This is a genomic window from Cyclobacterium salsum (genome assembly GCF_010119245.1).
GTDB classification, from domain to species: Bacteria; Bacteroidota; Bacteroidia; order Cytophagales; family Cyclobacteriaceae; genus Cyclobacterium; species Cyclobacterium salsum.
Genome location: NZ_WNKG01000007.1, coordinates 1 through 12,583 on the forward strand (window position 1 = coordinate 1; position 12,583 = coordinate 12,583).

Below are 12,583 nucleotides of genomic sequence, written 5' to 3' on the forward strand. Positions count from 1 at the left end.
AGAATGGAAAAGTATGTGGAATTTTAGCTGTTTTGTTTGCTTTTCAACATAGGAGGACACAAAGGAGGCACGAAGGGCGCGGAGGGATGATTTGGTAATGTGGTGATTTGATGATGTAGTGAACTAAACCAAACCCTGAAAGGGTGAAAAGATGCTAACCCCGGGTAAGCCGACAAGGGAGGCGCAGCCCGGGGATAGGGGAACTGACCCTTCCTGCATTGGCTATCCAGCTGCTCAACAAAGAAGCCGGCTTTCCGCCAATGCCCCGGCACTTTAGGACCACCCCCCGGGCCCCCTTGATTTACCCACTAGATTTAGAGACTGAGAGACTTGCAGACGAAGGGATGATGTGGTGATTTGATGATAATTTGACCAAAAAATTAGTTTTTCAATGCAAGAAAAAAGCCATGAAACACTGTTCCATAGCTTTAGTCAATTAACAATAAACCCAAAATAACCTGCTGTAGGAGAAGGATTCGAACCTCCACGGAGCGGTTGGGCAAAATACGAGCTCGCTATTTGCTTTATTCCGGACTCTCCACCCCCGAGACAGGGGGGCATGTCTGCCAGTTTCATCATCCTACAAGATTTCAAACTTTCTAAGACCTTTTGTCTTTGTTTGTTATTTCAAAGGTAATAAATCGATCCATAAAATAAAATTATATCAATGATTGTAGTAAATATTTACATTTTTTTTAATAAAAATCATTTTAATTTGCTTAATTGATAATCATAAGCTAGAATGAGGTACTGGTATTAACTATTTTTCAAAGGAAAAGTCAAAAAGGGTCTTTAAAACCTCTAAATGCCCTTTTCAGGGCTGCGTTTTGGACGAGTGAGCCACTAGCTGCTGGATTTCTTGTAATTCTGATTCGGTCAGGTCACGCCATTGACCCGTAGGCAAATCCAGGTGGATATTCATGATGCGGATGCGCTTCAGGGAAACCACCTGATAGCCCAGGTATTCGCACATACGCCGGATTTGCCGGTTGAGTCCCTGAGTCAGGATGATTTTAAAGGTGTTTTTCCCCAACTGTTTTACCTGACATTTTCGGGTCATCACTCCCAATATGGGTACTCCACTGCTCATCTTCTCTATAAATTCTGGACGAATGGGCTTGTTGACACGAACCAGGTATTCCTTTTCGTGCTGATTGCCAGCCCTCAGGATTTTATTGACAATATCCCCGTCGCTGGTCAGCAGGATCAGGCCTTCGCTGGGCTTATCCAGGCGACCGATGGGAAAAATCCTCCGGGGGTGCTTGACAAAATCCACAATATTGTCCTTCTCCCCTTTCGTGTCCGTGGTACATACGATGCCCACCGGTTTATTCAGGGCAATGTAAACGGGCTTCTCCTCCGGTTCGGCAATCAATTTTCCATCCACCCGTACCTCATCCTCCGGGCCGATTTTTGTTCCCATTTCAGGTACTTTCCCATTGATAGTCACCCGGCCTGCATCAATGAGTTTATCTGCCGCCCGACGGGAACAGTATCCCACCTCGCTCAAATACTTGTTGATCCGTACCCGGTTTTTATCCTCCATTTAGGCCCACATTTCCTCTATCAACTCGGTATAAAATTCCTTCAGTGTTTTTCCCGTTGCCCGAACCTGTTGGGAAATCAGGCTGGTTTCCGTCTGTCCGGGTACAGTATTGATTTCGATAAAGAAAAAATTACCCGTCTCCCTCTCCAAAAAATAATCCATTCTTACCGAGCCTTTGCAATTGAGTTTCCGATAAACTTGCTCCGCAATCCGACTTACCCGCACTACTTCCCGCTCCTCCATACGGCCTGGGGTAATCTCCTCCGATACACCCGGTATGTATTTGGCTTCAAAGTCAAAAAACTCTTTGGAACTGATGATCTCTGTAGATGGAAGTACGGTAACTTTCCCATCGGTCTTATAAATGCCAATAGAAAACTCCCTGCCGGTCACAAATTCCTCTACCAAAACCTGTTTGTCCTCCTGAAAGGCCTTGTTCAAGGCTTCTTCCAGCTCCTCTGCCGTTTTCACCTTACTCATGCCAATGCTGCTGCCCCCATTATTGGGTTTTACAAAATAAGGTAGTTTCAACTGTGCCAGCACTTCCGAGGCGGCTTGCGGCCCATTGGCAAAAAGCTGCAGGGAGCGGGCCATGTACAGATCGGGTATACCCTCCAGTATAGCTTTGGTATAGCCCTTGTTCATGGTAATGGAAGAAGTCAGCGCATCGCAGGTGGTATAGGGGATGCCCAGCATGTCAAAATAACCCGCCAGTTTCCCATCCTCCCCTGGTGAGCCATGGATGATATTGAAAATACCATCAAAGGCAACTTTCTCCCCGTTAATTTCTACGGTAAACGCATTTTTGTCCACCGGCCATTGGGTTCCGCCTTCCTCTTCCAGGTACCAATTTCCCGGATAGATATGCAGGGGATAAACCTCATAGCGGTCCCGATCCAGGTGTTGGGCCACCACGGCGGCACTTTTTTCGGAGACCACGGCCTCCCCCGTATAGCCGCCCATGATCAGGGCGATTTTTTTCTTTGTCATGGATAAAGATTTACTGGTACGAATTACCGGAATTTTAATTTAAAATAGAAATAGAAAGAGGTTCACGTACTTATTATGCTTTCATTTCCAAATTCCGATTCCTGTGGTACCTGAACCTGTCGAAACTATAGTTCCCGCTGTTCGCTATTTGCAATGCCGAACCGAGGATAAGTAGCGTTTACAAATCCCCCTTTATCTGAACCACAGAATTACAAATTCCAGGGAGCGGGTGAAATTTACCTTTGTTCTTCTGCTGGTAATCCCAAACTTCCACTGAAAACTACCGGTCTGCTGAATTATAAAATACCATTCCTTAAAAAGTAGCCGCCAATCGAATAAAACCCAATTCATCGGCTATATTGGCAAAAATCCAAATATCGCCCTCCCGGACAAAGTAACGCACCGGATTATCTGACAGGTAGACATGGTTTTTGTCCAGCATATTCAAATGATAGATGGGACTTACGGTTCCGTTTGGGCCCTCCTTTTCAAAGGGCAGCTTTTCCAGTAGCCGACGTTCCTCCAGGTCTATTTTTTCCAGCGTATGGTCATACTGATTGAAGTTATACAGGTATTTCCCGTCTGGGGCAAGAGCAAAATCGGCTCCTTCCAGATACAGTATTTCCTCTCCTGCATCCACCATCAGGGTATCCATTTTAATTTTCAAACTATCGGTAGTGCTGGTTTCCGGCTTGTTTCCACAGGAAAAGCCGATCATTGTCAAAATGAGCAGCGGTAATTGTTTCATCATATCAAATTTAGGACAGTGTAAATTAAAAATACTTTATGGGAAAGCGAGGTTAAAAAAGGTTAAGATCAGGAGAATAACTGGAACCCGAATCCCTGGCAGAACAGGTAAAAAAAGCGCATCAGGAGGCCATTGACCAGCAATAGTGTTGATGGTTTGATGATAGGATGTGCTGATTGTGGTGGTTTGATTGTAAGATGAAATTTCTCGTTCTTAATTCCTGGCGATTTCAAATGGACTGTTGGCATAGGGTTTTCCTAGGAGGATCTTCATGTCTATCCTGGGATTACAAATCCCCTTTTATCTATCCACGGAATTACAAATTCCGAGGAGCGGGTATCAGGGATGAAATGGCAAATTTGACCCAGCACATAATTCTCACTCCCCCACTAATCCCCTCTTAAAATTAGATCGGCATGAACCGCCTGATATCCGGTGGTATCTTGGCTAACGGCCGGACCAATCCTTCGGATATGCACATAATTGGCGCTGTAGTTTTTGTCTCCGGAAAACCATGCCTTTAGAGCCGTTTCACCTGGTTTTAAATGCACCAGAAAGCTGGCTGCTCTCCTATCAGGATTCACTTCCGCCTGCCGCTCCTGATTGCCAATGATCAAATGGGCGGTATTGATAGCTGCTGTACCAGGATCAGCGTCGGTTTCAATACGAAAGCGATCGTCCTCCAAAGTGGATGTGGGGGAAAGGTTGTGCCGAAAAGTGGCTCCTTCATTTTCTACGATTCTCCTGCCGGATTCGATGGGCCAGCGATAGAGATGAAATTCATACAGCCCTTCCTGATCCACATCGAGTGCCCAGACCAATCCATCCTCAGGCCTAAGGGCATCATGGGCATAGATGGTGGAGGGGTTTTCATGCTCATTTCCGATAATTATGTGATTGTACCGGTCAAAATCAGTGGATATGTGCTGCCACCAGGCTTCATACTTTTTGGTCAGCGAATCCACCAACTCTTTGTTTTGAGCTGCAATATCCTGTTTTTGTCCCGGATCCGATTGGATGTCATACAGCTCCTTTTTATCGCGTCCTTCCAATCTCCATTTCTCGGTCAACACCTGGAAATCCTTGTACTTTTCCGGGTATTGCAACCGTTGATTGTGAACAAAAAGGGTGCGATCTTCCCATTCTTCCTGCAAACCAGTCAGCAAAGGCCGCAGGCTCCGTCCATCATACTCCAATCCTTCAGGTGCATCCAGGCCGGCCAGGTCAATGAGGGTTGGCAGTATATCAATGTGTGCCGTAAGTTGATCCACATCCCTGCCGCCACCAATACCTCCCGAAGGCCAGCGAATAAAGAATGGCACCCGGTGCGCCCCTTCGTATCCCCTTATTTTTCCTCCCCGCATGCCGGCATTAAACCCCTCCTTTACAAATAGGTCCTCATCGAGGATAATCCCTCCAAACCAGGGGCCGGGGCCATTGTCCGTCATGAATATCACAATGGTATTTTCCCGCAACTTCATCCGGTCTATCTCCGCTAGAAACCTACCCATATCCTCATCGAACTTTGCGAGCATGCCGTAATAATTGGCAATCCGGTCTGACAAGTCCGACTTATAGGGTGCAGAATAGGCTTCATCTACCAGTAAAGGGGCATGGGGAATATTGGAAGAAATGTAGGTAAAAAAGGGCTCGTCCTGGTTTTTTTCAATAAATGTCAGGGCTTCCTCAAACCATACGGTATTTGCATAGCCTTCATATTGTTTGAATATGCCGTTATGCCGGTACACATCATCAAAATAATCATTCCCCCAATAATCGGGATGGATGGCAGACGCCCCACCCCCGTGAACCAGCGTTTCCTGGAAGCCCCTGTCCATCGGGCGAAAAGGGTAATTTTCACCCAAATGCCATTTGCCAAAATACCCGGTTTGATAGCCGGCGTTTCGGAACAGATCAGCGATCGTCACTTTATCCTGCTGCAACAATGACCTGCCCCCGATGGTATGCCATACGCCTGACCGGGATGAATATTGCCCCGTCATGATGGCCGCCCGGGTAGGCGAGCAACTTGGGTCCACATGAAAATCCGTAAGGCGTACACTTTCCTGATAAAGCTGATCCAGATGGGGGGTTTTCAGGTTAGGGTTGCCATGCGCTCCGATATCTCCATAACCCTGATCATCATTCATTATCAAAATCACATTTGGACGCTCCTGCCCCGGGGTACTATCCGCATTATTATCCATGCACCCATATAAAAGCGCAGATAGCAGTCCAACATGCATAAGAAAATACAGTTTATTTACGCCAGGTTTCGTAGGCCACAAATAATTTCTGGTTATTTAGATTAGAAGGAAAATTCAACCATCAAGATCCCGATCAATCGGGAAAGTAGCAGTTTAAAGGTACAGCAATGCCTTTCTAATTGCCAACCAATTTGTTGACCAAATCATGTACTATGTTAGCTTTAATAAATGATGAGATGATTACCAAAAATCCTATTTTCAATTCTCAACAATATGCTGTACTTGACAGATGCATCAAATTTCCTTTCACAAACTCAGACTGCTTCAAAATTCAACATTTAGCTACATTTAACTCCATACCTGTATTAGTGACCATGCCTGAGTTACTAAATAAATGATACTCTTGGGTTGAATTAGGCATTTATTCAGTACATACGCTAATTCATTAAACCGCATTATCGGACCCGTGCTCATTGTCTAATTTTTTGAATTATCCAATCACTATACTTAATTCGGGTTATGCCCCGTTAAATAGTTAGTTTCCGCCTTGCAGGTTTTGGCGTTAAAAAATCCGGGCAGTGAGGTCGCAAAAGCAGAGGCCTGTCTGACGATGGTTTTGGTTTGATTACCGGTCGTGGGCTTACTAACTTACCGATTGAATGGTCAACCTGTTAAGCAGTTACCCCATATACCCCAGCTATGCACCAAACCAAACCCATTGTGAACCTATTCGATTTTTTTGATACCATTTACCCCATGGGTCCCGAAGCAAAAAAAGCCCTGGAACAGCTTATCAGAGAAAAAGGCTATGCCAAAAATGAGATCGTACAGGAACTCGGCAGTAGGTGCCGGACGATTTACATTGTAAAAACGGGTGGGGCCAGGATTTTTTATTATAAAGACGGCATTGACATTACCGAACACTTTGCCTTTGAAAATGACCTCATTGTGAGGGCCGAGAGCCTTTTTACCGGAAACCCTACCTCAAAAGGCATCCAAGCCATTGATAAAACCAGGATGGTGGCCATTGATTCGGAAAAGCTCTTTCACCTTTACGACCAACACCACGATTTGGAAAGGTTGTTTCGGCTCATTTTTGAGCGGGAATACGTGAATACCGTCAAGCGGCTGGAAATCTTGCAGTTTAAATCTGCCAGGGAACGATACCTTGAACTGCTGGAAACCACCGATTTTGTTCAAAAGATCCCGCTGAAGTACATCGCTTCCTACCTGGGAATCACACAGGTTTCCCTCAGTCGTATCCGCTCTGGTCTGGGCTGATTTTTTAACATTTGTAAAAGGTATTGTCTCCCCATCGCCTGACCTTTGTCAGACTAATTATGCGCGAGATGAATACAGATAGCATACAACTTGGATTAAAAGAAAACTGGAAACAGTTTACCATTCTGGTCATTGTAAACGCCTTTGTGGGTGGGATGATCGGCATGGAACGAACCATCATTCCGCAATTTGCGGAGATGGAATTTGGCATTGCTTCAAAAACAGCCATTCTTTCCTTTATCACGGCTTTTGGTATCACCAAAGCCATTGCCAACTACTATACGGGACGACTTGCGAACCGCTTTGGGAGAAAAAATCTGCTCCTGTTTGGATGGCTGCTGGCCATGCCCATACCGTTTATGCTGATTTATGCTGGCAGCTGGAACTGGGTGATTTTTGCCAATGTACTTTTAGGTGTAAGTCAGGGACTCACATGGAGCAGCACGGTGGTCATGAAAATTGACCTGGTGGGAGAAAAAGACCGGGGCCTGGCCATGGGCTTAAACGAATTTGCCGGTTATTTTGCCGTAGGGCTGGTGGCCTTTCTGACAGGCTATGTGGCCAATAAATACGGCATTACGCCTTATCCCTTTTACATTGGAATCTTTATCTCGGTGGTCGGATTTGTGTTGACCGCCCTCTGGGTGAAGGACACGCGGGCATTTGTGCACAAAGAAAGTGCTTCCGATACTACCAAACAGCTGAAAAATGTTTTTGTGGAAACCACCTTCAAAAACAAAACCTTAAGTTCCGTGACCCAGGCGGGGCTGATCAACAACCTGAACGATGGCATGATCTGGGGCTTGCTGCCGATCATTCTTGTCTCTCTCAATTACAACAATGAAAACATAGGCATCATTACAGCCATTTACCCTACCGTTTGGGGTATCGGGCAACTTTTTACCGGTAAGATGTCCGACCATTATTCCAAAAAGGCCATGCTCTTTTGGGGCATGCTGGCGCAGGGCCTGGCCATCTTACTGATTCCGTATAGCAGTAACTTTTACATATTGGCTTCCCTTTCTGCCATTTTAGGATTGGGAACGGCACTGGTATATCCCACCTTCCTCTCCACCATTGCCCAGGCGAGCAGCCCCAAACAGCGGGCTGAAAGCATCGGAACGTTCCGGCTATGGCGGGACATGGGTTATGCTTTCGGGGCGGTAATTTCAGGAATCACAGCCGATCTATTTGGCATTGACTACGCCATAATACTTATTGGGGTACTGACCATTGGTTCTTCCCTTGTTATTAAATTCCGAATGCCGGAGAAAATTTCTAACAAAGAAGAAATGACTTTGGAAGAATTTGGTCGCTAACACCTAAAACAAAAAGACCTGGGAAGAAATACCAATTTCCTACCGTCAGGGGATTGCAAATACCCTTTATCTGGGCCACGAAATTGCAAATTTCGCGGAGCCGTGCTGTTCGACATTTGCAATGTCGAATCACATATAACCAGGATTTGAAATCCTGCTTTCGAGAACCTCCGGACAAGGGACTTCCCTATTCCTTACGTATCTCTACGTTTCGAAATGGATAGGGATTGTCGCTGAGACGTAATTCCTTGCCACTTTCCGTGGTCACATTTTTCAGGATCACCTCCCTGGGTCGCACATGGGGGAACTTTTCCACATACGTATCGTCCGTCATTTCGGGATTGAAATTGCCAAAAATCGCCGGCCCCTGGTAATCTTCCGGATGGTTGGAATCCTTTATCCGCAGGTTTTCAATGACAATCCTTTCCGGCATATAGGTGGTATAGCCAAAATCATGCTGCCCCGAATTGGAGCCGCCGATAAGGCTGGCACTGGTGGTCCTTCCTCCTGCGGGTATAAACACGCAATCCCGAATAATGAATTCTCCCTCCCAGGTACTGCCGTAATCAGAACGTAAATTGATTAGCGTCCTGCCGTTCAGGGTGGAGTTTTCCACCAGAAAGGTGCCGGTACCGATCGCGTTTATTCCCATATGGCCCAGAGTGGAATTACGGACCGTGGCATTGGCCACCCCCATATGGGCATCAAAGCGGGAAAAGGTGCAGTGGTCCAAAATCAGGTTTTTGCAAAAATTGGAACCCATAATGCCCCAATAGGTGCGGTCGTTGATGTCATTAGTCTGGCTGCAATGCTCAAAGGAAACATTCAGCGAACGGCTCAAGGAAATATCGTAGCTGCCCATAGAGACTGGTACACCAGCCGATCCGATGGTCCGGTAGGTTTTGTGTCCTGTCAATACCGTATTGCGAACCGTTACATACGCACAATCCCGGAAATTGAGAAAGCCTCCGTAGGGAGCACCCTGTTCTCCTTCACCGGTAACCCGATGTTCCAGGCCATCCAGTAGCACATTTGATCGCCGGATAGCAATGCCACGACTATAGTAGGTGTATTTTGACTCGTCCTGGTTGGCAATGGTCATAAACCGCCCTCCTGTAATGCTGAGCTGTTTTTCGTCCATCGGGAGGGCCGTAATTTCGGTTATCTGATCAAAATCCCAGATGATGGGGGCATCCGCATCCACCTTTCCATCCTTGTCAACGATAAAAATATCGGTCTGTGGAGATCCGTCGTTTTGGTTGGGCCCATACCGGATATACCGTCTCACATTGGCATCGGTAACGGTTACCAGGCAGGAGCCAGGCAAATCAGCCTCAATTTTGTCCTGGTTCCTCTTGAGGGAAGTTACTCCTTGCAAGTCAAATGAACGCAGGGTGGAACTGACCAAAAACACATGTTTGGTTCGGTCTTCCACATTGGTATCATCAAGGATAAATTCAGCTTTTCCAAAATCGGTGTCGGTCTGGATTACTGCGGTACGCAGTTTCCCGCTAATGTAGTAAGTGTATCCATCATCTGCCTTTACTGACAGGCCTTCCTGATTGGCCAGCGCATGCGTAGCGGCGATGGCATCCATATCGTCCGATTTGCCATCTCCTTTGGCACCCAAATCACTGTAGCGAACATGTCCCCGGCCTTTAAATGCCTGCAGGTCTTCGGGGGTAACGTTGACCACTAACTCCCCCTTTTCATTGCCATTTACCTTCGTTTGACCTGTGTTGTTGGTAATCAAAACGGATTCATGTGGGCTTGTTTCCTGAGCTTCGGCTGGCAGCAAGCCTTGAAGGGTGCATAAGAAGAGGATGATCAACAGGTTTTTCATGGCAATTGGGTTTAATGAAAATAGTAAAACGGTACTCCATTCGCTTTTGACTATAAGCTGTTCAAAAGCTAAAAATTTTCGAGCGTAAACCCAAAGAAATTTCGACCAGCGGAACAAAATCCAATAAAAAGGCCTATTTCAACCGTGAAATAGGCCTTTACCTAAATTACTACATTTATTGGAAGTCCCCGGTTTCTCTTTTTTTATGACAACAGCTAATTTTCAAAGGGCTTCAATACGATCTATTTTTATTCCCCTAAAACAATCATCGACACAATTATTTTCCACATAGCCGCAAGTGGAGATCATCCCGTTGTTCTCTCTCTCAAAATAGGTTTCGGCGTTTTCTCTTGCCACCAACCATTCTTGTTGAGCTTTTGTATATACTTCGTCCAAGGTCATCGGTTCGGCTCCTTTTTGGTGGCTGCCCAGTTCGCTTTCGTTTTCCGTCCATTCCAATTCCTCCTCCGGAATCTCCTCTGACAGGTCTTCTGGTAACGTTGTATATTTAAAATGCCTTTTAGTAATGGACCCATCGATTACAGTTAGCGTGGTTTCCCAAGAAAAACCCACCCAACTTCCAAAAACGACGGTGTAGGTATAGGAATTGCCCGACGATTCCTTAAAATCCAACCAGGCCGATTGACTTGCTTCGAATTCGTTTTGGTGTTCCAGATCATCCGAAACACATGACGAAATCAAGATTCCAATCAGCAGTAGGGCAGTAGTGAAAACGGTGCTTTTCATTTTTTAACCTGTTTCTAAAAATGATTGATAATTCAACATTGAGTGCGGTACCTATTCATCCGGGCTTAAGTGGTTACCCTCGAATAAACCGGATCGGGTGCACACATAGCTGACATTACATCATTGCATTCCGTAATAATGGTCAATTTTGATCCATTTTCCCTGTATTCAAGGCTGGAGCTTACAGGCTGGCCCCCGGAATTGATTTCCATTTCAATAAGGTCATCCATGTTGCCCCATTCCGCCTCATTGCCGATATATAGGTCCTTTTCAGCTTCAAAAGCAATTGTCTCTCCCTCAAGTGTGAAGCTTCCCTCCTGAAAATGGGAATAGCCAATCCTGTGGCCTGTTTCGGGATCACGATAGGTAACGGACCTTTGATAACTCCCATTCCGGTTTAGCACCAGCGAATGGACCAGGTCCAATTCATGGTCCTCATGGAAATGAATCATTTCCCAGGATCCGTAAAGTCCTGCATGATTGAAGTCATCCCCTGAATCGGTACATGCCAGAGAAAGCACCGAAACAAGCAGCGTAAAAAGGATAGCAATTGGTTTTTGTTTTGCCATTGAATTGAAGTTTGGTTTTTTAACCATACGTGATCAACGGTCCTTTTGTCCTGATCTGGAACTAAAAAATTGATTATTTGTAACCATTGGGGAAATATCCCTGATTCCTTCCCATAAAGGTTAGCGAAAACCCAACCAATAGATACCGGCCCTTGGAATATCCGGTAGCTGGTTTCCTATAGATACCAAGAAAAAGGGTCAGACGGTTCTAAACCGTCAGACCCTTCTTCCATTACCAGACCCTTCTTACAAGTTTTTACACTCGCTCCAACTTCACCGGATAGGTTTTTTGGGAAGCCCACTGGGGAACATAGATGTTTTCGTCCCTGTCCACACAAACATCATGTGGATGCATAAACCCCTGGAAACTCATGTCTTTTCGTTGCTCCTGAAGGTTACCATTTACGTATTCGGGGGCCGTCCCTCCCGGAGTGGAAACCACCCGGTCCTGATTATCCAAAACGGTAATGTAACCCGAGTTGGGATAAGCCTGTGTGGTACTGCGGTATACAGCGGCATAAATGTTATCCCCTCGCAACACCGGTCTGCATACAAATGATCCTGGAGTAGGAATGGTTTTGATGTATTGGCCATCCAGGGTAAATCGCTTGTACTGCATGTTGCCCCGGTCGGTAATGAGTAAGGTCGGGTTGTTTTTGTCCCTGGTGTCTACCAGTATGCCATGGCAGCAGTTGAAGGTTTCATCGCTTTCTCCGGACCCACCAAATTGGCGGATAAGCTTGCCGGTGGCATCGTACTGGGTGATGTAATTTTTGCCATACCCGTCTACGACGTAAATGTCGCCATTTGCCGGATTGATGGCCGTTTCGGTCGGTACAAACTGACGGGGATAGTCGTAGTTACCGGTTTCCCTGGGATAGTCAAGGACCATAATTTCCTTTCCTTTCAGATCGGTTTTGATGACCTGACTACGGGTATTATCGCAAATGTACAAGAATTCTTCCCCGCCCTCTTCACTAATGGTCAGGCCATGGGCTCCGGGATAGGTTGTACCCCAGGTTTCCAATAATTTGCCGGATTTGTCATAAATGATGACGTTGTTTTTGGTTTCATTGGTCAACAGGATCAGCCTTCCTTTTGCATCCTCCACCATCTCGTGGCAGTCATTCACAGGATTTTTGGAAGGGTCCAGTTTTCCCCATCCTTCGATGACCCGGTAGCGGTGGCTACCATGTCCTAAAATGGTTTCTTTTTTCATGGCATGGGTTTGATGAGAAATGATGTTGGGAATCAGCACACCGCCAGCGACGGCCAGGCCTGATTTTCGGATAAATTCCCTTCTTGGGTTTACATTTTGTTTCATGATTGATGA

General features: G+C 46.0%; 10 protein-coding genes. 2 read left to right on the top strand and 8 right to left on the bottom strand.

Translation table 11 applies throughout. The annotated features are described in order from the left end of the window. Nucleotides 1-814: 814 nt before the first annotated feature. The 4 genes from rluF to GJS45_RS13165 form a co-directional block, all read right to left on the bottom strand. Complete coding sequence (gene rluF / locus GJS45_RS13150; protein ID WP_162342322.1) at nucleotides 815-1,546, bottom strand: 23S rRNA pseudouridine(2604) synthase RluF; 732 nt, start codon at nucleotides 1,544-1,546, stop codon at nucleotides 815-817. Beyond that, the gene (locus tag GJS45_RS13155; protein WP_162342323.1) at nucleotides 1,547-2,536 is read right to left on the bottom strand and encodes a D-alanine--D-alanine ligase; all 990 of its coding nucleotides are present in this window, start codon (nucleotides 2,534-2,536) and stop codon (nucleotides 1,547-1,549) included. Between the two features lie 313 nt (nucleotides 2,537-2,849). Continuing rightward, the gene (locus GJS45_RS13160; protein ID WP_162342324.1) at nucleotides 2,850-3,287 is read right to left on the bottom strand and encodes a DUF4221 family protein; all 438 of its coding nucleotides are present in this window, start codon (nucleotides 3,285-3,287) and stop codon (nucleotides 2,850-2,852) included. A gap of 386 nt (nucleotides 3,288-3,673) precedes the next feature. Further along, a complete protein-coding gene (locus tag GJS45_RS13165) occupies nucleotides 3,674-5,530 on the bottom strand; it encodes an arylsulfatase (RefSeq protein WP_162342325.1) in 1,857 nt (618 codons plus the stop codon). A gap of 681 nt (nucleotides 5,531-6,211) precedes the next feature. Here GJS45_RS13165 and GJS45_RS13170 point away from each other — a divergent pair. Next, nucleotides 6,212-6,772: a Crp/Fnr family transcriptional regulator gene (locus GJS45_RS13170; RefSeq protein ID WP_235954750.1), complete on the top strand. Its 561-nt coding sequence runs from the start codon at nucleotides 6,212-6,214 to the stop codon at nucleotides 6,770-6,772. 68 nt (nucleotides 6,773-6,840) lie between these two features. Continuing rightward, complete coding sequence (locus GJS45_RS13175) at nucleotides 6,841-8,091, top strand: MFS transporter (RefSeq protein ID WP_162342327.1); 1,251 nt, start codon at nucleotides 6,841-6,843, stop codon at nucleotides 8,089-8,091. Nucleotides 8,092-8,278: 187 nt separating this feature from the next. Here the strand turns inward: GJS45_RS13175 and GJS45_RS13180 are convergent, their stop codons facing one another. The 4 genes from GJS45_RS13180 to GJS45_RS13195 all read right to left on the bottom strand — a co-directional run bounded on the left by GJS45_RS13180 (nucleotide 8,279) and on the right by GJS45_RS13195 (nucleotide 12,574). After that, nucleotides 8,279-9,934: a hypothetical protein gene (locus GJS45_RS13180; protein WP_162342328.1), complete on the bottom strand. Its 1,656-nt coding sequence runs from the start codon at nucleotides 9,932-9,934 to the stop codon at nucleotides 8,279-8,281. Nucleotides 9,935-10,156: 222 nt separating this feature from the next. Continuing rightward, complete coding sequence (locus GJS45_RS13185; protein ID WP_162342329.1) at nucleotides 10,157-10,681, bottom strand: hypothetical protein; 525 nt, start codon at nucleotides 10,679-10,681, stop codon at nucleotides 10,157-10,159. Between the two features lie 65 nt (nucleotides 10,682-10,746). After that, complete coding sequence (locus tag GJS45_RS13190; RefSeq protein ID WP_162342330.1) at nucleotides 10,747-11,250, bottom strand: hypothetical protein; 504 nt, start codon at nucleotides 11,248-11,250, stop codon at nucleotides 10,747-10,749. A 256-nt stretch (nucleotides 11,251-11,506) separates the two neighbouring features. Next, nucleotides 11,507-12,574 carry an NHL repeat-containing protein gene (locus tag GJS45_RS13195; RefSeq protein ID WP_162342331.1) on the bottom strand — a complete coding sequence of 356 codons (1,068 nt, stop codon included), beginning with the start codon at nucleotides 12,572-12,574 and terminating at the stop codon, nucleotides 11,507-11,509. Nucleotides 12,575-12,583: the final 9 nt, after the last annotated feature.

Coding starts and splice junctions, on each gene's coding strand:
- rluF (WP_162342322.1), bottom strand. CDS start 1,546: ATGGAGGATAAAAACCGGGTACGGATCAACAAGTATTTGAGCGAGGTG.
- GJS45_RS13155 (WP_162342323.1), bottom strand. CDS start 2,536: ATGACAAAGAAAAAAATCGCCCTGATCATGGGCGGCTATACGGGGGAG.
- GJS45_RS13160 (WP_162342324.1), bottom strand. CDS start 3,287: ATGATGAAACAATTACCGCTGCTCATTTTGACAATGATCGGCTTTTCC.
- GJS45_RS13165 (WP_162342325.1), bottom strand. CDS start 5,530: ATGCATGTTGGACTGCTATCTGCGCTTTTATATGGGTGCATGGATAAT.
- GJS45_RS13175 (WP_162342327.1), top strand. CDS start 6,841: ATGAATACAGATAGCATACAACTTGGATTAAAAGAAAACTGGAAACAG.
- GJS45_RS13180 (WP_162342328.1), bottom strand. CDS start 9,934: ATGAAAAACCTGTTGATCATCCTCTTCTTATGCACCCTTCAAGGCTTG.
- GJS45_RS13185 (WP_162342329.1), bottom strand. CDS start 10,681: ATGAAAAGCACCGTTTTCACTACTGCCCTACTGCTGATTGGAATCTTG.
- GJS45_RS13190 (WP_162342330.1), bottom strand. CDS start 11,250: ATGGCAAAACAAAAACCAATTGCTATCCTTTTTACGCTGCTTGTTTCG.
- GJS45_RS13195 (WP_162342331.1), bottom strand. CDS start 12,574: ATGAAACAAAATGTAAACCCAAGAAGGGAATTTATCCGAAAATCAGGC.